This is a genomic window from Mesorhizobium sp. Root102 (genome assembly GCF_001425625.1).
GTDB lineage: Bacteria > Pseudomonadota > Alphaproteobacteria > Rhizobiales > Rhizobiaceae > Mesorhizobium.
Map to the genome: position 1 here is coordinate 177,686 of NZ_LMCP01000046.1, position 19,478 is coordinate 197,163.

Annotated in this window: 18 protein-coding genes; 11 read left to right on the plus strand and 7 right to left on the minus strand. The window is 63.6% G+C overall.

Going from position 1 to position 19,478, the window contains the following annotated elements:
• Positions 1 to 192 precede the first annotated feature (192 nt).
• Both ASD12_RS29135 and ASD12_RS29140 read left to right on the plus strand, forming a co-directional pair.
• Positions 193 to 726: a GNAT family N-acetyltransferase gene (locus ASD12_RS29135; protein WP_056595002.1), complete on the plus strand. Its 534-nt coding sequence runs from the start codon at positions 193 to 195 to the stop codon at positions 724 to 726.
• A 134-nt stretch (positions 727 to 860) separates the two neighbouring features.
• A complete protein-coding gene (locus ASD12_RS29140) occupies positions 861 to 1,961 on the plus strand; it encodes an OmpA family protein (protein WP_056595004.1) in 1,101 nt (366 codons plus the stop codon).
• Positions 1,962 to 1,987: 26 nt separating this feature from the next.
• On the opposite strand, the gene ASD12_RS29145 is transcribed toward ASD12_RS29140, so the two are convergent.
• Complete coding sequence (locus tag ASD12_RS29145) at positions 1,988 to 4,480, minus strand: EAL domain-containing protein (protein WP_056595007.1); 2,493 nt, start codon at positions 4,478 to 4,480, stop codon at positions 1,988 to 1,990.
• 268 nt (positions 4,481 to 4,748) lie between these two features.
• A complete protein-coding gene (locus tag ASD12_RS29150; protein ID WP_056595009.1) occupies positions 4,749 to 5,513 on the minus strand; it encodes an IclR family transcriptional regulator in 765 nt (254 codons plus the stop codon).
• Between the two features lie 183 nt (positions 5,514 to 5,696).
• Here ASD12_RS29150 and ASD12_RS29155 point away from each other — a divergent pair, with 183 nt between their 5' ends.
• From ASD12_RS29155 to ASD12_RS29175, 5 genes are all read left to right on the plus strand, one after another.
• A complete protein-coding gene (locus tag ASD12_RS29155; protein WP_056595011.1) occupies positions 5,697 to 6,674 on the plus strand; it encodes a tripartite tricarboxylate transporter substrate-binding protein in 978 nt (325 codons plus the stop codon).
• 139 nt (positions 6,675 to 6,813) lie between these two features.
• A complete protein-coding gene (locus ASD12_RS29160; RefSeq protein WP_056595013.1) occupies positions 6,814 to 7,350 on the plus strand; it encodes a tripartite tricarboxylate transporter TctB family protein in 537 nt (178 codons plus the stop codon).
• Positions 7,351 to 7,354: 4 nt separating this feature from the next.
• Positions 7,355 to 8,878, plus strand: coding sequence for a tripartite tricarboxylate transporter permease (locus ASD12_RS29165; protein ID WP_056595015.1), 1,524 nt, complete (start codon positions 7,355 to 7,357; stop codon positions 8,876 to 8,878).
• Positions 8,879 to 8,893: 15 nt separating this feature from the next.
• Positions 8,894 to 10,078: a CoA transferase gene (locus ASD12_RS29170; RefSeq protein WP_056595017.1), complete on the plus strand. Its 1,185-nt coding sequence runs from the start codon at positions 8,894 to 8,896 to the stop codon at positions 10,076 to 10,078.
• Positions 10,075 to 10,926 (plus strand): citryl-CoA lyase, encoded by an 852-nt coding sequence (locus ASD12_RS29175; RefSeq protein ID WP_056595019.1) that lies wholly within the window; start codon positions 10,075 to 10,077, stop codon positions 10,924 to 10,926. The genes ASD12_RS29170 and ASD12_RS29175 overlap by 4 nt, the downstream gene beginning before the upstream one ends.
• Before the next feature lie 4 nt (positions 10,927 to 10,930).
• Here ASD12_RS29175 and ASD12_RS29180 read toward each other — a convergent pair whose 3' ends face one another.
• On the minus strand, positions 10,931 to 11,407 hold the full coding sequence (locus ASD12_RS29180; protein ID WP_056595021.1) for an NUDIX hydrolase: 477 nt from the start codon (positions 11,405 to 11,407) through the stop codon (positions 10,931 to 10,933).
• Between the two features lie 127 nt (positions 11,408 to 11,534).
• Positions 11,535 to 11,843, minus strand: coding sequence for a hypothetical protein (locus ASD12_RS29185; protein ID WP_056595023.1), 309 nt, complete (start codon positions 11,841 to 11,843; stop codon positions 11,535 to 11,537).
• 60 nt (positions 11,844 to 11,903) lie between these two features.
• On the opposite strand from ASD12_RS29185, the gene ASD12_RS29195 reads away from it, so the two are divergent.
• Positions 11,904 to 12,740: an invasion associated locus B family protein gene (locus ASD12_RS29195; protein WP_244483012.1), complete on the plus strand. Its 837-nt coding sequence runs from the start codon at positions 11,904 to 11,906 to the stop codon at positions 12,738 to 12,740.
• Between the two features lie 104 nt (positions 12,741 to 12,844).
• Here the strand turns inward: ASD12_RS29195 and coaBC are convergent, their stop codons facing one another.
• The 3 genes from coaBC to ubiE all read right to left on the minus strand — a co-directional run bounded on the left by coaBC (position 12,845) and on the right by ubiE (position 16,825).
• The gene (gene coaBC / locus ASD12_RS29200; protein WP_056595031.1) at positions 12,845 to 14,317 is read right to left on the minus strand and encodes a bifunctional phosphopantothenoylcysteine decarboxylase/phosphopantothenate--cysteine ligase CoaBC; all 1,473 of its coding nucleotides are present in this window, start codon (positions 14,315 to 14,317) and stop codon (positions 12,845 to 12,847) included.
• Positions 14,318 to 14,403: 86 nt separating this feature from the next.
• A complete protein-coding gene (gene ubiB, locus ASD12_RS29205; RefSeq protein WP_056595247.1) occupies positions 14,404 to 15,978 on the minus strand; it encodes a 2-polyprenylphenol 6-hydroxylase in 1,575 nt (524 codons plus the stop codon).
• A gap of 70 nt (positions 15,979 to 16,048) precedes the next feature.
• Positions 16,049 to 16,825 (minus strand): bifunctional demethylmenaquinone methyltransferase/2-methoxy-6-polyprenyl-1,4-benzoquinol methylase UbiE, encoded by a 777-nt coding sequence (gene ubiE / locus ASD12_RS29210; RefSeq protein ID WP_056595032.1) that lies wholly within the window; start codon positions 16,823 to 16,825, stop codon positions 16,049 to 16,051.
• Positions 16,826 to 16,957: 132 nt separating this feature from the next.
• Here ubiE and ASD12_RS29215 point away from each other — a divergent pair, with 132 nt between their 5' ends.
• From ASD12_RS29215 to ASD12_RS29225, 3 genes are all read left to right on the plus strand, one after another.
• The gene (locus ASD12_RS29215) at positions 16,958 to 17,932 is read left to right on the plus strand and encodes an adenosine deaminase (RefSeq protein WP_056595035.1); all 975 of its coding nucleotides are present in this window, start codon (positions 16,958 to 16,960) and stop codon (positions 17,930 to 17,932) included.
• A gap of 147 nt (positions 17,933 to 18,079) precedes the next feature.
• Positions 18,080 to 18,709, plus strand: coding sequence for a uracil phosphoribosyltransferase (upp, locus tag ASD12_RS29220; RefSeq protein ID WP_023671129.1), 630 nt, complete (start codon positions 18,080 to 18,082; stop codon positions 18,707 to 18,709).
• A 198-nt stretch (positions 18,710 to 18,907) separates the two neighbouring features.
• On the plus strand, positions 18,908 to 19,471 hold the full coding sequence (locus tag ASD12_RS29225; RefSeq protein ID WP_056595037.1) for a TIGR02281 family clan AA aspartic protease: 564 nt from the start codon (positions 18,908 to 18,910) through the stop codon (positions 19,469 to 19,471).
• Positions 19,472 to 19,478: the final 7 nt, after the last annotated feature.

A 19,478-nucleotide genomic window follows, 5' to 3' on the forward strand; every position in this document is an offset into this window, starting at 1 on the left:
CCCTTGGGTTTGACGGCACCGGCCCGCGCCTGAAAAAGGGGCGCGCTGGCAGGTCTGAAACTGCCTATCGTGAAAATAACACCGTCGCTTGAGATTCCCATAGCGGCGCCTGGATGATGGGCCTCGTTGCCCTGGCCCTTGCGCCAGACCGGTGATTTGCTAAGCGCTGACCATACGTGCGAGGCAGATCCCATGAACAATCCACCAACGACCAGCGCTCCTCTCATCGAGACGAAGCGAACCATCCTGCGGGCACACCGGCTGGGCGATTTCGACGCCTATGCCACGATGTGGACCGATCCCGTAGTCACCCGTTTCATCGGCGGCAAGCCGCGCACGCGCGAAGAGAGCTGGATGCGCTTCCTGCGTCACGCCGGCCTGTGGTCGCTGCTCGGCTATGGCTTCTGGGCGATCGAGGAGAAGGCGACGGGCCGTTTCATGGGCGAGGCCGGTTTTCACGATCTGAAGCGCGATATGGAGCCGTCGATCGAAGGTATTCCCGAGGCCGGCTGGGCGCTGGTTCCGGCCGTGCACGGGGCGGGCTTCGCCACCGAGGTGGTTGGCCGTGTGCTCGCATGGGGCGAAGAGACGTTCGGGCGGGAGAAGACCGTCTGCATCATCGATCCGGAAAACGCCGCCTCGCTGAGGGTCGCGGCGAAGTGCGGTTTCCGGGAAGTGGTGCAGACCACCTATCACGACGCCCCGACCATCCTGCTGGCGCGGTGACCCTGGAGCCGGATGATCTCAGGTCGAATCGACCTGAGATCTGAATCCGCCTCTAAATCAAAGCTCTAGGCGGCGTCATCGACTGGACATACCCGCTCTGCTAGCATCGATCATAGTGCGGAGGGGGATGATCGATGCGTGCATTCAAGACGACAGCTCTAACGTTTTTCTGGGCGGTGCTGATGCTCATGCTGGCCGGACGGCTGGCGGCAGCCGATGCGACTGTGCCGACCGCCGATATCGAGGGCGCCGCCGACAACCATCTCGCCAAGCGCTACGAAGGCTCGTTCATCGTCTCCTATGACAAGTTGGCCTTCACGGATTTCAGCGTGCCGCTGTCGCCGCTGAAGCCGAGCGCCGACCCGGACGCGCGCGATGCCATGAACAATCGTGTCTTCACACCCGACAAGAAGGCCGAGGTCGAGGGCGCTTTGACCCGCATCGCCTATGTGCTGCCAGCCGAGCGCTCGCCGCTCGAAGTGCTGCGCAACTATCAAGATGTGATCGAGGCGGCCGGCGGCGAAATCCTGTTCGAATGCAAGAAGGAGGAATGCGGTGGCGCCGCTGACCGCTCGTCGAGCGGCGGCGGCGGCGACATGAGCCTGACGATGTATTCCTTCCATGAGAGTGATCTGAAGGACGCGGCATTCTCCAATGGCGCCTGCGCGCTAACTTCCGGCATCAACGACCAGCGCTATTTCTCGGCCAAGGTGCCGCAGGATGGCGGCGACGCCTATGTGACCGTGCAGACCTATACGATGACCGACGATCTCTACTGCAAGGAGCTCAACGGCCGCACCGTTGCCATCGTCCAGGTGCTGGAACCCAAGGCGCGCGACAAGAAGATGGTGATCGTCGAGGCGGCAAAGATGGCGGATTCGCTCACCGCCACCGGCAGCATTTCGCTCTACGGCATCTTCTTCGACACCGACAAGGCCGATATCAAGCCGGAGTCGGAACCAACGCTGAAGGAAATTTCGACGCTGCTGGCCAACGACCCGAAGATGGCTGTGATCGTCGTCGGCCACACCGACAATCAAGGCGCCTTCGACTACAATCTCGACCTGTCGTCGCGACGGGCGCAAGCGGTCAAGGCAGCACTTGTAGCGAAATACGGCATCGACGGGGCGCGGCTGACCGCTGCCGGCGCCGGCATGATGGCGCCCGTCGCCAGCAATGACGATGATGCGGGCCGCGCCAAGAACCGCCGCGTGGTTCTCGTCAAATTGAACTGAGCGAGCGTTCCCGACCGGGACGCATTCTAGCTGGCCTTGCGGCGCAGCTTCTGCGCCAGATCGATCCACGGATCGGTGACGGTCTCCGCGGCCGGCGCGAGGCTCTGGCAGAGCAATATTGTTGAAGCGTCGAAAGGCTGAGGCCGGGCGATCGCATAGCCCTGGGCATAGTCGACGCCGATCTTTTTCAGCGCCGCAATGATGCCGTCGCTTTCAACGAACTCGGCAATGGTGCGCTTGCCCATGACCTTGCCGATGTGATGGATCATCTCGACCATGGCGTGGTCGATGCGGTCTTCCAGCATGTCCTTGACGAAGCTACCGTCGATCTTGAGGTAGTCGACCGGCAGGTGCTTCAGATAGGCGAAGGACGACATGCCCGAGCCGAAATCGTCGAGCGCAAAACGGCAACCCAGGCCGCGCAAATCGGCGATGAAGCGCATGGCGTTGGTCAGATTGGCAATGGCGCTGGTTTCGGTGATCTCCAGGCAGATCATGGCGGGCGAAATGCCATGGATGAGGAATTGCTCACGCAGGAAGCGGAGAAATGTCTCGTCGCCGAAAGTCGCTCCGGAAAGATTGATGGCGCAGGTGGAGATCGGCGCCGTGCGCGGATCGGCCTGCCGCGCGGCCAGGATGGCGAACGTGTTGCGCACCACCCAGCGGTCGATCGACGGCATCAGGCCGTAGCGCTCGGCCGCGGGAATGAAGCTTTGCGGGGTGACGAAGCTGCCGTCTTCACCGGTCAGCCGCAACAGGATCTCGATATGTGCGCCTGCCTCGGTGGCTTCGTCGTTGAGCGGCCAGATTTCCTGGGCATGAAGCCTGAAGCGGTTTTCTTCGAGGGCGGCGTGCAGGCGCTGCACCCAGGCCATCTCGCCGAAGCGCTCCTGCAAGGCCATGTCGCAATCGCTGTGGATCTGGACGCGGTTGCGGCCCTTTTCCTTGGCCATGTAGCAGGCGACGTCGGCGGCCCTGAGCGTTTCCTCGATGGTCACTTGCGCATTGGCGATCTGCACCATGCCGATGCTGACGCTGGTGTTGAAGGGCCTGCCATCCCAGACGAAATGCAGGTCCTGCAAGGCGGCGCGCAGCCGTTCGGCGATGTCGGCCGCACTGTCGGCATCGCAATCGACGAGCAGCACGCCGAACTCATCGCCGCCCAGCCGGGCCAGCACATCGCCGGGCCGCAATTCACCGGTCAGCAGCGATGATATCCGGCGCAGCAGCTGGTCGCCCGCGGCATGGCCGCAGGTGTCGTTGACCAGCTTGAACTGGTCGAGGTCGAGATACATCAGCGCGTGCTGGCGGGGTCGGTCAGCCAAGTCCGCGATCGTTCTTTCCAGCTGGCTTTCGAAGTCGCGTCGGTTGGCCAGTCCGGTCAACGCATCATGCGATGCCTGCCATGAGAGCCGCTCGATATAGTCCTCTTCGCGCGTCATGTCGTGGAAGGCGAACACCGCGCCAACGACGTAACCGGAAACGAGCAGCGGCGCGCCGGTCAGCGCGACGGGAACAACCGAGCCGTCCGGTCGCTGCAGCAATTGCGGACGCGCGCTGGAACGGCGCAGTTCCCCGGCCAACAGGCGCTCGACCAGCCTGACATCCTCGACGCCGGTGTCCTTGTCCACAAGGCGAAACAGCGACTCGATCGGCCTGCCCCGGCCGGCACTGAGCGGACATGCCAGCAATCTTTCGGCGACCGCGTTCATGTAGTCCAGCCGTCCGTCGGCGCCGGTGCTCATCACGGCTTGTCCGATCGAAGCCAGAGTGATCTGCGCGCGCTCACGCTCGGCGTTCAGCGCCAACTGGAAGGCCTGGCGCTGCGCCAGGAGTTTGCGTGTCCGCCACACGGCAAGCAGGATCAGCAAGGCGGCAGTGACCAGATTGGCAAAGGTGAGCAACATCTTGATGAAGCGCGATCCCTCGCCGAGGCTGTCCGAGAAAGCCTTGGAAAGCGGGTTGATCTGATGATCGAGCTGATGGATCTGTGCCTTCCAGGCGCTGATCTCAGCCGCTGATGCCGGCCCCTTGCCGAGCGTCTCGTGCATGGCTTCGCCGAGTTGCTGGAGGGCGAGGATCATGGTGTCGGCGGCCGTCCAGTGCCGGATAGCGGCATCGAGATAGCTGAAGCTGCGGAAATTCTGAAACAGCCAGATCATCCCCGTCACGTCGTCGGGGTGGTTTCTGCCCTGCAGAAAGCCGGCGCGCGCCGCGTTGGTGTCAGGCTCGGGCTGCTCAAGCGCCAGGCGTGCTGAACGATCGGCCAGCGGGACGGCGATCGCTCCACGGTACTCGCTGAAGAATTCCTGGTTGCCGGTGCCGGCATAGAGGCTGAGAAAATAGATGGCTTGCTTCTGTCCCTTGGACCACTGGCTCTCGCCGCCGACATAGGCGCGAACCGCCGACAGCGTATGGAGGCTGAGGCTGGCGACCAGCGCCTGAACAAGAACGACGGCAATGAACGGCCAGACGAGCCCGAGGAGGCGGGGGCTTGCGGCCATAGATGACAGCTTCATCGAACTTCCATGGATTTGCCATGATCCCTGTCAGCGCGTCTGTCCGACTGTTTCATCCATCGGTTGAGACTGTGTTCGTCCCTCATGTCGCTCAGCTGGCGACAACCGTCCGGTTATCATGGGGGGCTTAACAGCGAATAAAGACTTCAAATATTTGCAAGATCGATTCTTGCTGCAGGCGGCCGAATATTATGCGGCGTCATGAAATTGCTTCAAGTTGAATCGGATTGTATTCAAAGTCGGCATGGGTCAGCCAAGCCAATCGGCGCTATGCATCCGTCGCGAGGCTCGCCTGCTCGAGCATGGAGGCGTCCTCGCCGAAGGCGCGGGTGGCGCGGGCCGCCGCCTCGAGCAGCGGACGCTTCATGCGCTGGAGAAACGCCGCGTCGACGCGCGTGCTGGGGCCGGCCAGCGTCAAGGCGCCGAGCAGGGTGCCCCCCGGCCCGAATACCGGCGCCGACACGCCTGCCGTGTCGGGATCGCGGTCGCCGATGGCGAGACAGTTGCAGGTCTTGCGGATGGTCTCATAGGGTTCGCCCTGCTGGCCGGAAAACGCCGCAAGCACGCGACCGCCCGAGCCGACCAGCAAAGGCAATACGTCGCCTTCGCGTATCGTGTAGCGGATCGGGTGCTTGGATTCGACGCGGTAGAGACAGGTGCGGACGTCGCCCGAGCGAACATAGAAGGCGACGCTTTCCCAGCTTCGCTCGGAAAGGTCGCGCATGATCGGCAACAGGACATCGACCGCCACCACCGAACGCTGATAGAGCGCACCGAGCCGGAAGGTGGCGGGTCCGACGCGGTAGCGCCCATCGTCGAGGCGCTCGAGCAGCCGTCCGCGCAACAGGGAATTCGCCAGTCGCAGGATGGTGCTCTTGTAGAGGCCGGTGCGCGCCGCGATTTCGGCCAGGCTGAGTGACCGGTCGGCCGTGGTGAAGGCATCGAGGATGGCAATCGCCCGATCGAGCGCGGCAACACCTTCGGCCGACACGCGCCGGATTTCTGCGTCTGCCGATTTGCTTGGTGAGTCCATTGCGGTTCCAGTTCGAAGAAGGCCGAGCCGAGCGACTGTGTCGCGCCACCAATCCGTTCTGTCTAGTAGAATATCGTTTCCGTTGACAGAACTCCGTAACATCTGCTTGAACTCGATTACGGGTCTGGATGCAGGCGCGTTTTGGCAGGCACCGGAGGAGGTGTCGTGATCTGGAGGAATCCCATGCTGAACAGACGCAGATTTTTGATGAGCACCGCAGCCGCGGGCGCCGCCGGGCTGGTGGCGTCGCATCTTTCTCCAGCTTTCGCGGAAGGTGCACCCCAGATACAGCTCTTCGTGCCTGCCGCGCCTGGCGGCGGCTGGGACCAGACGGCGCGCACGATGGATCAGGTGCTGCGCAGCGAAAAGCTCATCTCCGGTTCGCAGATCACCAATGTCGGCGGCGCCGGTGGCACGGTCGGGCTGCCGCAGTTCATCAGCCAGTGGAACGGCAAGGGCAATTCGCTCATGGTTGCCGGCATGGTCATGGTTGGCGCCATTATCGCCAACAAGGCTGCCAACAATTTGACGCAAGTCACGCCGATCGCCCGCCTCACTGGCGAGTTCGAGGCGCTGGTGGTGCCGGCGGACTCGCCGTTCAAGACGGCCGCCGATTTCGTCGCCGCGCTCAAGGCCGATCCGACAAAGGTTCCTGTCGCTGGCGGCTCGGCCGGCGGTTCGGACCATATCTTGTTCGGGCTGATTGCCAAGACTGTTGGCGTGCCGGCTACAAACCTGTCCTACGTACCGTTCGCTGGCGGCGGCGAGGCCTTGTCGGCGCTGCTCGGCAACCAGGTCGCTGCCGGCATCTCCGGCTTCGGCGAGTTCTCCGAACAGATCAAGGCGGGCGCGCTGCGGCTGCTCGCCATCTCGGCCGACAAGCGCCAGGACGGCATCGATGCGCCGACGATGAGAGAAGCCGGCATCGATGTCGAACTGTTCAACTGGCGCGGCGTTTTCGCACCTCCCGGCGTCTCCGATGCAGACAAGGCGGCGATGATCACTCTGGTCGAGACCATGGCCAAGAGCGATGCCTGGGCGACCGAGTGCAAAAACCGCAACTGGACGTCGATTCTGCTCACCGGCGACGATTATGCGAAGTTCGTCACCGAGGATTCGGCCCGTATCGAAGCCATCCTGAAGGACCTCGGGCTTGCCTGATCTCCCCTGAAGGGGCGGCACGCGCCGCCCCTTCTCGCATGGAATGCAAAGCCGGCATGAACCTGCGGTGAGAACCCGCCGTGCGGTGCCGGGCATCTTGGCCAACCATATTGGGCCAGCTATCCTGGGGAGGACAATCATGAGCACCAGCGACCAGCAGGTGGCGCCGCGGCGCCTTGCCGTGCCGGAATCGTTGATCGGCGTCGGGCTTCTGGCCTGCGCCGGCGCGGTCGCCTGGCAGACGCTGGCGATTCCGGTGTCGCCGCTCTACTCGAAGGTCGGCCCGACCGTCTTTCCCTACCTCACCATGGTTGGTCTGGTGGTGCTTTCCCTGTTGCTTATCCTTGCCGCACTTCGCGGTGGCTGGCAGCCGGAGGAGGAAAGGGAAACGCCGACAGACTGGAAGGCGATGGGTTTCGTCGTCATCGGCTTGCTGGCCAATCTGCTGCTCATCCAGCCGCTCGGCTTCACGGCGGCATCCGTCATCATGTTCGTTCTCGTCTGCTACGGCTTCGGCAGCAAGCGCACGCTGCGCGACGCAGTGCTCGGCCTGATCCTGGCGCTGGCCGCCTATTTTGGCTTCGCCAGGGCGCTCGGCGTCAACATCGGTGCCGGCTTCATCGAGAACCAGCTGGACACGGTGATCGATGCGATCATCGGCACGTTTGGAGGCTGATGCCATGGAAACGCTCGGCCATCTCGCACATGGCTTCTCGGTTGCCTTTACCCCGGTCAATCTTCTGTGGTGCCTGCTCGGCACCACACTCGGCACCGCCATTGGCGTGCTGCCCGGTCTCGGGCCGGCGCTGACCATCGCCTTACTGCTGCCCATCACCTATCAGGTGGCGCCGGAGGCCTCTTTCATCCTGTTCGCCGGTATCTATTACGGCGCCATGTATGGCGGCTCGACGACCTCGATCCTGCTCAACACGCCCGGCGAAAGCGCCACCATCGTCACCGCGCTGGAAGGCAACAAGATGGCGCGGTCCGGCCGCGGCGGTGCGGCACTTGCCACCTCGGCGATCGGCTCTTTCGTCGCCGGCACGATCGGCACGATGGGCGTCGCCTTTCTGGCGCCGGTGGTGGTCAAGTTCGCGTTGGCCTTCGGCCCGGCCGAATATTTCTCGCTGATGGTGCTGGCCTTTATCACCGTTTCTGCGGTGCTCGGGTCGTCCTCTGTGCGCGGCCTGACCAGCCTGTTCGCCGGCTTCGTCATCGGCATGATCGGCGTCGACCTGCAGACTGGCCAGCCGCGCTTCACCTTCGGCATGACCGAATTGCTCGACGGCGTCGACGTCATCATTGCCGCCGTCGGCCTGTTTGCCGTCGGCGAGACGCTCTACATGGCCTCGCGCCGCTATGCCGGCAAGGACGAGATCGTGCCGCTGAAGGGCTCGCTCTACATGACATCCGCCGAGTGGGGCCGTTCATGGAAACCCTGGCTGCGGGGCGCAGCGATCGGCTTCCCGATCGGCGCCATGCCGGCCGGCGGTGCCGAAATCCCGACCTTCCTGTCCTATGCGATCGAAAAGAAGCTGTCGAAGCACAAGGAAGAGTTCGGCACGGTCGGCGCCATCGAAGGCGTTGCCGGGCCCGAGGCTGCCAACAATGCGTCCGCAGCCGGCGTGCTGGTGCCGATGCTGACGCTTGGCCTGCCAACCTCGGCGACGGCGGCGATCATGCTCTCCGCGTTCCAGAGCTACGGCATCAATCCTGGGCCGCTGCTTCTGACGACCCAGGGCGACCTCGTCTGGGGGCTGATCGCCAGCCTGTTCATCGCCAACGTCATCCTCGTCATCCTCAACCTGCCGCTGATCGGGCTGTGGGTGCGGCTGCTGAAAATCCCGGCGCCGCAGCTCTATGCCGGCATCCTGGTGTTCGCCACGGTCGGCACCTATGGCATTTCGCAATCGCCTATCGACCTCGTCATCCTCTATCTCCTGGGGGCGGCCGGCTTCCTGATGCGGCGTTTCGATTTCCCGACCGCGCCCGTCATCATCGGCATGATCCTGGGGCCACTTGCCGAAACCCAGTTTCGCCGGGCGATGACCATCTCGAATGGCGACTGGTCGGTGTTTTACACCCACAAGCTGTCGCTGACGCTGCTGACGCTCGCCTTCATCGGGCTTGCCGGCCCGCATATCTGGGCCTTCATCGAGCATCGGCGTCGGCGCGGACCGGAGCATGTGCCTGGCGATGCCTGATCGATTCCTGATGCCATGACAGAACTGCTTGCCGGTATTCGCGTCCTCGACCTGACCAACGTCCTGGCCGGCCCCTATTGCGCCTATCAGCTGGCGCTGCTCGGCGCTGACGTGATCAAGGTCGAGGCACCGCAAGGCGGCGATCTGGCCCGCCAGCTCGGCGGGTCACCAAAGCTCAACAGCGCCGGCATGGGCGCCTCGTTCCTGGCGCAGAACGCCGGCAAACGATCGGTGACGCTCGACCTCAAGAAGCCAGCCGATCGCGAGCGCTTCCTCGATCTGGTCGCCAGCGCCGATGCACTGGTGGAGAATTTCCGCCCCGGCGTGATGGATCGGCTCGGCCTTGGCTACGAGGCGCTGAAGGCGGTCCGTCCCGGCCTCGTCTATTGTGCGATATCGGGCTTTGGCCAGACCGGACCGATGCGCGACAATCCCGCCTATGACCAGATCATCCAGGGGCTGTCGGGGATCATGAGCATCACCGGCACCCCTGAAACCGCGCCGCTTCGGGTCGGCTATCCGGTCGCCGACACGCTTGGCGGACTGGTCGGCGCGTTCGCCATCGCCTCGGCGCTGGTGCGGCAGAAGACGAGCGGCGAGGGTGCCTTTCTCGACGTCTCGATGCTCGAATGCACGCTTTCCGCACTTGGCTGGCCGGTCTCCAACTACCTGACCGCAGGTGTCGATCCCCAGCCAATGGGCAATGAGAACATGACTGCTGCACCCTCTGGCGCGTTTCGCACCGGCGACGGGCTGCTCAACATCGCCGCCAATAAGCAGGAGCAGTTCGTGACGCTGTGCCGGCTGATCGGCCGGCCGGAACTGGCCGGGGATGCTCGCTTTGCCGAGCGCGAGACGCGCAAGCGCAACCGTGCGGCGCTAAAAGTCGAGATCGAGGACGCCTTGGCGAGCGCCCCGGCGGGGGACTGGGAAGAGACGCTCAATCGTGCCGGCGTGCCCGCCGGCAGGGTGCTGACGATCCCGCAAGTTCTGGCCGAGCCGCAAGTGCTCGAACGCCAGGTGACCACCGATTTTGATGATGTGGCTGGCATGGACAAGCCGTTGACCGTTCTGCGCGGCGGCTTCATGGTCAATGGCGCGGCGCCCTTGCCGACCAAGCCGCCACCGGCGCTAGGTGAGCATATGGATGAGGTTTTCGCCGACCTGCCGCCCCGCGCCAAGGCAAAGGCACGGGCATGAGCGGCACGGAGAAGAAGACTGGCCGCGAGCGCGGCGAGGAATGGTGGCAGACCGACATCATAGAGATGCGGCCGGGTGTCATCCGGCTGCGCGGCTACGAGATCCAGGATCTGATCGGCCGCGTCAGCTTCCCGGCGATGATCTGGCTGATGCTGCGTGGCGAACTGCCCAGCGAGGATCAGGCCTCGCTGCTCGGCATTGCACTCGGTGCCGCCGTCGACCACGGACCGCAGGCGCCGTCGATCGCCATCGCGCGCATGGCGGCAACCTGCGGCGTCGGCATCAACAGCGCCATGGCCTCGGCCATCAATGTTCTCGGCGACGTGCATGGCGGTGCCGGCGAACAGGCGCTGTCCTTCTACGGTGACATTGCCGTGGCGATCGATGCCGGGATGACGTTGAATGAAGCGGTCTCGGCACGGCTCGACCGGTTCTTCGCCGAGGAGAAGGGCTATGTACCGGGGCTCGGACACCGCTTCCATCCTGTCGATCCGCGCGCGCCGCGCCTGCTGGAACTGACCCGCGAATTTGCCGCGCGCGGTGTCGTCAATGGACGTTTCGCGGACATCGCCGAGGCGATCGAGACGGACGTCGCACGGCGCAAGGGGAAGAAGATACCGCTCAACATCGATGGCGCCACCGCAGTCATCTATGGCGAACTCGGCTTTCCGCCGCCGCAGACGCGCGGGCTTTTCGTGCTGTCACGCTCGGTCGGCATCCTGGCGCATGCCTGGGAGCAGTCGCAGCAGGCCGAGCGAAACAAGGGGCCGCTGCCGCGCGAGTGGTTGTGGGCCTATACCGGCACGCCTGTACGGCCGTTTCCCGAAGGGGATGACGCCGGCGAGTGAGGCTTTATGCCTGATCGACCGGCACAGGCTGAGGAAGCTTCAACGTCTTCACCAACGTCGAAAGGTCGGGCTCATCGATGAGCATGGCCGCGTCGGCCGGCGCCAGCCAGGCCCGCTGGCGTCGTTTGGCTTCCTGCCAGTCAACCAGCTCCTCCGTCACCTCAAGCAGATAGACGATGACGTCGACGCGGACAAAGCGGTTGGCCAGCCGCTTCCAGTAGGAATAGGTGCCTGCCGGCTGCTTCAGCGTCTTGCCGAGCACGCCGGCTTCCTCCTGTGCCTCGATGGTGGCCGCCTTGCGTCCGCTCTTGCCCTTCATCGGCCATCCCTTGGGGACAATGAAGCGTCTCGTGGTTCGCGACGTGACCAGCATCACCTCGGTATCGCCGCGCGCGTTCAGTCGAAAGGGAATAGCCGCCACCTGGCGGATCGTCTCGCCCTTCTTTGCCTTGCGTACTGCCTTTTTCTTAGTGGCTGCCATTCTTGAATCCAGTCGATGCAATGCCGCATAGCGCGACAAGGCGTCGTTGCAAAACCAAAACTTTCGCGCGTGCCGAAAGGCACTCCGAATACATAAGTCGGCTAAATAAATGAAAAACGCCTGGATGTCAGCGGCAATTGCTCACGGCGGTGGTGCCGATTATCTGCGTCTGGCAGTTTGGCTTGAATTCCTGCACGACCGGTGGCGGCTGCCGGATGATCTGGCGGTCCTGGGCACGATACTGCTGCTGTTGCTGCTGGTATTGCTGCCTCTGCACCCTGTTTTGCAGGATTTGCAGGTCGTTTTGCCGGATGAGCGCGTTGTTGTCGGTGGCGGGATTGAGGGCCTGCGCGGAAGCTGGCAGGCAAGCGCCCACCAGCATTGCCGTGGCCAGCATTGCCGATGTGAAGATCGTTGATGGTCGAAGCGCCGACATCGGCTCATTCCCGCGCAAAAAACACTGTCCATTGATATAGGGTGTTTGCGCGGCGATGCCATGGCCAGCGTCGATCGAAACGAAATCGGCTTGTCATCCGCCGAAGGCCGCTTCGCGGCGGCGGAGAATCTGCCTGGCGACCCCGCATTGCCGTCGATTCGCCGCTCTATCGGGTCGGCGCCGACCTTGAGCCGAATGGCGTTGGCATGTCCGTCAGCTATGATGGCGCCTTCGGTGAAACAGTTGAACAGAGCGCTATCAGCGCGTCTCTCAAGGTCAGTTTCTAGCTGGCCCGAGGCGGAGCCCGGCGGGAGGATCTTGATGGGCAAGTACGCGTATTTCGTGGCGATGCTGGGCATGGCCTGCGTCGTCGGTGTGCCGGCCGTCGCAGCGCAAACCAAGGGCGACAAGGTGGCGGCGCCGCCCGTCGCCGATGCGCCGCAGCTGCCCGGGGGGGCGTCGGCATTGTCCGAGACCCACGGCGACTGGACGGTCAATTGCCAGATATTGGGCACCACCAAGACCTGCAGCCTGTTGCATCAGCAATTCAACAAGCAAAGCAATCAGCGCCTGCTGGCGATCGAGCTGTCGAGCAAGACTGGCGAGGATGCCACGGGAACGCTTGCGCTGCCGTTCGGGCTGGCCCTGGCCAAGGGGGTCAGCCTGACTATCGACGATCAGAAACTGGACGGCAGCCTGGCATTCAACACCTGCCAGGTCGTCGGCTGTCTGGTGCCGGTGGCGTTCGATGCGACTGTCACGCCGCTGCTGAAATCAGGGACCACCCTCAAGATCGACGCCTTGGCGGCCGACACAGGACAGGCGGTGAGCTTTTCCATTCCGCTCAACGGCTTTGCCGGCGCGCTTGCCCGGACCGCGGAGCTTTTGACCAATTGATGTAGAGCCGCAGGACTTGAGGCGCGCCGCCTGAATGCCGTCTCTCGGCAAGAGGTGGTGCGTCACTGCGGCAGAACGTGGCGGCAGGACGTCTTTGCGCCGGCTCAAACGACGATCGTTTTAAGCCGTTCGGCGATCAGGGCGGCGAGCCGGGCCGCCACTTCGTCCTTGCTCATCTCGGGCCATCCCTCGACACCTGCCTTGGACACGATCCGCACCCGGTTGCGATCGCCTCCCATCACGCCCGAAGGACCGACGCCGCTGGCCTGTGACACGTCGTTGGCGACGATGAGATCGGCGCCTTTCTTCTTTAGCTTTGCCTCGGCGTTGCGCAGGAGATTCTGTGTCTCGGCGGCGAAGCCGATCACCAGGCCGGGTCGCTGGCTGTGATGGCCGACGCCGGCGAGGATGTCGGGATTCTCCACCATGCGCAGCACCGGTGGCCCTTCGCCCGCGACCTTCTTGATCTTTTCACCGGCCGAATTCTCGCTGCGCCAGTCGGCAACGGCGGCGACGAACACCGCCGCGTCGGCGGGCAGGAGCTGTTCCACCGCATCGCGCATCTCTTGTGCACGTTCGACATGGATGGTCTTCACGCCTGCCGGATCGGCGATGCCGACAGGGCCGGAGACGAGGTGCACATCGGCGCCGAGCCTGGCCAACGCTGCCGCGATGGCATGGCCCTGCTTGCCCGACGAACGGTTGGCGATGTAGCGCACCGGGTCGATCGGCTCATGCGTCGGGCCGGAGGTGACGATGATCTTGCGCCCCGACAGCGGCCTGGGGCCGACATCGAGCAGCGCCTCGATCGCGGCGACGATCTCCAGCGGTTCGGCCATGCGGCCTTCGCCCGCCTCATTACTCTCGGCCATCTCGCCTTTGGCCGGACCGATAAAAGAGATGCCGTCCTTTTGTAGCGTCGCGCGGTTGCGGCGGGTGGCCGGATGCGCCCACATTCTTGGGTTCATGGCTGGCGCCATCAACACAGGCTTGTCTGTGGCGACAAGCACGGTGGAGGCAAGATCGTTGGCGTGGCCGTTGGCGAGCTTGGCCATCAGGTCGGCGGTGGCGGGCGCTACCACCAGCAGATCGGCCTCGCGCGACAGCCTGATATGGCCGACATCATGCTCGTCATTGCGGTCGAACAGTTCGGTAAAGACATGGTCGGCGGAGAGCGCGCCGACCGACAGCGTGGTGACGAATTCCTGCGCGGCCGATGTCATGACCACCCGAACCGCAGCTCCGCGCTCGCGCAGCCGACGGATCAGATCGAGCGCCTTGTAGGCGGCAATGCCGCCACCGATGATGAGCAGGATGCGCTTGCCGGAAAGGCTGCCGCGCGGCACGCTCTTTCCTGCCAGCGCGGTAGCCGGGGTCGCCGCGCCGTGCACGCTGGTCAGTTCGCGCAGCGTTTTCTCAATCTGGTCGATGCGACCCACTGGGCCGATCTGCCCGTCAACGGCGGCGCGGATCATAACCCGCGCCTGCTCTTCCATGGAGCGGTCGTTTTCCGCCGCCAATCGACGCAGCAACTCCTTGACCTCATCGTCAAGGTTGCGGATCGTGATGCTGGCCATCTGATTGCACTCAGCTGTGACTGCCGAGTGCAATGATAGCAATGCTATCAGATTACTGCAAGTTGGCCAAACCGATCCGTCGGGGTCTAGATGATCTTCCAGGCGATATAGACCAGCGTCAGCGCGATCACCCACAGCGCCAGGCGGCCAGAGCGGCTGTAACGCGCCTCGGCCTTGCCGATGGCGCGCGCGGTTGTCTCGTCGAAGCGCAGGCCGTGCTCGGCCATCAGGTCAATCTCGCGCGACAGCCGGTCCGTGCGCGCTGCAAGCTCCGGCATCTGGCGGGCCAACGTCAGCAGCGCCCTGGCGCCGTCGCGCGCATCGATCATCATGCCACGTGGACCAAGGTTGCCGGCGATCCAGCCGCCGACCACCGGTTCGGCCGCCTTCCACATGTTGAAGGCCGGGTCGAGCGTGCGCGCGACGCCCTCGACCACCACCATGGTCTTTTGCAGCAGGATCAGTTCCGGCCGCGTCGCCATGTCGAAGAGTTCGGTCACCTCGAATAGCAGCGTCAAAAGCTTGGCCATCGAAATGGTCTCGGCAGGCTGGCCGTGGATCGGCTCACCGATCGCCCGGATCGCCTGCGCGAAGGCCGCGACATTGTGCTGGCGCGGCACGTAGCCGGCCTCGAAATGCACTTCGGCGACGCGCAGATAGTCGCGCGTGATGAAGCCGTAGAGGATTTCGGCGAGGAAGCGGCGCTCCTTCTTGCCGAGCCTGCCGGCAATGCCGAGATCGACGGCGACGATGGTGCCGTTTGCCTCGACGAAGAGGTTGCCCGGGTGCATGTCGGCGTGGAAGAAGCCGTCGCGCAGCGTATGGCGCAGGAACGACTGGATGAGGTTGGCGGCGATCGCTTTCAGATCGTGGCCTGCGGCCTCCAGGCCAGCAATGTCGTTCATCTTGACGCCGTCGACCCATTCCATGGTCAGCACGTCGCGGCCGGTACGCTCCCAGTCGACGGATGGCACGCGGAAGCCGGGATCGTCCTTGGTGTTCTCACCAAGCTCAGAGAGCGCGGCCGCCTCGAGGCGAAGGTCCATCTCGATCTTGGTGGTCTGCGCCAGCGTCTCGGTGACCTCGACCGGCCGCAGCCGGCGTGACGACGGGACGTATTTTTCCTGCAGGCGGGCGGCGAGGAAATAGCTTTCGAGATCCTGGAAGAAGCGGCGGCGCACGCCGGGCCGGATCACCTTGACCGCCACCTTGGTGGCAACGCCGTCATGGATGGTGTCGGCGGCATGGACCTGGGCGATGGAGGCGGCCGCGACCGGATCGCCGAATTGCGCGTAGAGATCGCCGACCTTGCGCCCGAGGGAAGCCTCGATAGCCGTGATGGCTTCAGCCTTCGGGAAGGTGTGCATCTTGTCCTGCAACATGGCGAGATCGAGCGCCATGTCGTTGCCGACGACGTCGGGCCGCGTCGCCAGGAACTGGCCGAGCTTGACGTAGGATGGACCGAGTCGGACGACCGCCTTGGCCAGCCGGTCGCTGCGCTCATAGGCAAGGGCGCGACGGCGGGTGAACAATCGCGCCAGCCGCCAGCCGAATTTCGGCAGGCCCGACAGCTCCTCGCCCGGCAAGGCGGCGACGACGCCCTCGCGCACCAGCACCCAGCCGGCCCTTACGAGCCGAAATCCAGCGCTGACCGTGCTCATGGCCGCGCCCGTCCTGCCGGCTCTTTGAACCGGCACGGACCACATCGCCTGCGAGAAATGCGAGCCAGCCTCAAAGCTTCCAGCCCGAATGAAGCGCGGCAATACCGCCGGAATAATTGCGGAAGGAAACGCGGTCGAAGCCGGCGCGGGAAATCATCGTCGCGAAATTCTGCTGATTGGGGAACCTGGCGATCGATTCGACCAGATAGGAATAGGGCTCGCCGTCGCCGGTGACCATCTTGCCGATCCTCGGAATGGCATTGAACGACCAAGCCTCGTAGGCCTTGTCGAGCAACGGCATCTCGACCTCGGAAAATTCCAGGCACAGGAAGCGCCCGCCCGGCTTCAGCACGCGAAACGCTTCACTCAGCGCGACATCGATGCGCGGCACGTTGCGGATGCCGAAAGCGATCGTGTAGGCGTCGAATGTGGCATCAGGGAAGGGCAGTTCCTCGGCATTGGCCTCGACGAAATCGGTGTTGCCGGACAGGCCTTTCTTTTCGGCCCGGTCGCGGCCGACGGCCAGCATCGAGCCATTGATGTCGAGCACGGTGGCATGGGCGTTGCGATGACTGGCATCGACGATGCGGAAGGCGATGTCGCCGGTGCCTCCGGCAACGTCGAGCACCTTCCAGCCCGCCCGCTTCGGCGGATTGAGCCACGTCACCATGGCATCCTTCCACAGCCGGTGCAGGCCGGCCGACATCAGATCGTTCATCAGGTCGTAGCGGTTGGCGACCTTGTGGAAAACATCGTTGACCAGGGACTGCTTGTCGCCAGCCCCTACGCGCTTGAAACCATAGGAGGTTTCCATGCCGCCCGCGGCCGTGGTTCTCTCAGCTGACATTTTTTTGATCCGTCATAAAACCGGCGGGACCATAGCCGATCGATGGTGCGGGCGCTATTGTTTAAGGCGCGGTGTTCAGCCGCGCTTCCAGGTGGCGTTTTCAAGACCTGGACAGACCGACGGGATGATTGAATGCCTTTGAAAGCGGAACTGCACTGCCACATCGAAGGGGCAGCGGCGCCCGAACTCGTCATCCGCCAGGCGCAGAAATACGGCAAGGACACCTCGCCCTATATCCAGAACGGCTCCTTCGTCTGGCATGATTTCACGTCCTTCCTCGCGGCTTATGACTTTTCCTCTGATCTGTTTCGCACTGAGGAGGACTATGCGCGGTTGGCCGACCATTATCTGACCAGCCTTGCCCGCGACGGGGCAATCTATTCCGAGGTGTTCACCTCGCCAGACCATGCCAGGAAGGCGGGCCTGTCGCCCAAGGCCTATACCGACGCGCTCGGCGAAGGCATGGCCCGTGCCAAGGCCAAGACCGGCATCGAGGGCCGCATGATCGTCACCGGCGTGCGCCATGTCGGCGTCGAGTCGATCGAGCAGGCGGCGCGCTTTGCGGCGCGCTGCGGGCATCCGCTGGTCACCGGTTTCGGCGTCGCCGGCGATGAGCGCATCGGCGAGATGGAGGACTATGTCAGGGCTTTCGAGATCGCCCGCGAGGCCGGGCTCGGCATCACCATCCACGCCGGCGAACTGACGGGCTGGGAGACGGTCCAGGCGGCGCTCGATCACATCCGTCCGTCCCGCATCGGCCATGGCGTGCGTGCCATCGAGAATCCGGACCTTGTCCGTCGCATTGCTGACGAGGGCGTGGTGCTGGAATGCTGTCCCGGCTCCAACATCGCGCTCAAGGTGTTCGACAGCTTTGCCGACCATCCGTTTCCGGCCCTGCAGGCGGCCGGTTGCAAGGTGACGCTCAATTCCGACGACCCGCCCTATTTCTGGACCTCGCTCAAGCGTGAATACGATATCGCCACCGAGCATTTCTCGATGAACGACAAGGCGCTGACTGCTGTCACCAGAACGGCCATCGAAGCCGCTTTCGTCGACAAAAAGACCAAGACTGCGCTTCTTACCCGGTTGAACGGCGCGGCACGCTGATTTCTGCCGACAAAGCTGTGGTCGGTGCGGGCCAAGCGGTTCCTTGGCCGGTGCATTGTCGCTAGGGTTCGCTCAAGCAGCTTGAAACGCGGCGCGCCCGAAAGGACCATGGCACGCAGTTTCGGGCGCAGGAATCAGGAGAACACCATGCAGGGCGTCACCGTCGTCGACCATCCGCTTGTCCAGCACAAGCTGACCATCATGCGCAAGAAGGAAACCTCGACGGCGGGCTTCCGGCGGCTGCTGCGCGAAATATCGCTGCTGCTCGGCTACGAGGTCACCCGCAACCTCGAACTGACGACGACGACGATCGAAACGCCGATGGAAACCATGGAGGCGCCAACGCTGGAGGGCAAGAAGCTGGTCTTCGCCTCGGTGCTGCGCGCCGGCAACGGCTTGCTGGAAGGCCTGCTCGATCTGGTGCCGGCCGCCCGCGTCGCCCATGTCGGTCTCTACCGCGATCACGAGACACTGGAAGCGGTCGAGTATTTCTTCAAGGCGCCGAGCGACCTCGCCGACCGTCTGGTGATCGTCGTCGATCCGATGCTGGCGACCGCCAATTCGGCGATCGCGGCGATCGACAAATTGAAAGAGCGCGGCGCCACCAACATCCGTTTCCTTTGCCTGCTGGCCGCGCCCGAGGGCATCGAGCGCTTCACCAAGGCCCATCCGGATGTTCCCGTGTTCACCGCTTCGATCGACCGCCAGCTCAACGAGAAGGGTTACATCATGCCCGGCCTTGGCGATGCCGGCGACCGCATGTACGGGACCAAGTAATTTACCGAAAATTTACGCAAAGGCGCGGTTTTGGCACGCGTTAAAGCGGCAAACACCATCCGGGCTTAACGATCGGCTGTCACTACAGCGCCGCGCGTCCATTCGGACGCGCAAAGGACGCTGTAGCACTTTGATTTTGCGCATGATCCTTTCCGAAAATCGATCCCGATTTTCGGGGTCATGCGGCGAGGCCGATCCATGCTGCGCAAGCTTCTCATCCTCGGCGTTTTTGCCGGTACATCGGCATCGATACCGATTGTGTATCAGTCGAATCCGCAACTCGTCGACAACCTGCTGAAATCAGCGACGCCCGGCAAACCCGCCGTCAAAGCCCAGCCGGAAATCAACCTAGCATCAGTGCCGGACAAGCCGGCGGCGCCGCTGCCGATGGGCCGCAAGGTCGTCGTAGCGGCAGACGAGCGCGGACATTTCTCGTCGGCCTTCAAGCTCAACGGACGTCAGGTCGACGGCATGATCGACACCGGCGCGACATTGGTCGCCATCAACACCTCGACGGCCCGCAGGATCGGGCTGTCGCTGAACGCTTCCGACTTCAGCCACGAGGTCAGCACCGCCAACGGCACCATCAAGGCGGCCGTGGCAATGATCGACCGCCTGCAGATCGGCAACATCACGGTCAATGACGTCCAGACCATCGTGCTCGACGACAGGGCGCTGCGCACCAATCTGATCGGCATGAGCTTCCTCAACCGGCTCAACAAATACCAAGTCGAGAACGGCACGCTGCTGCTCGTTCAGTAACTAAAGC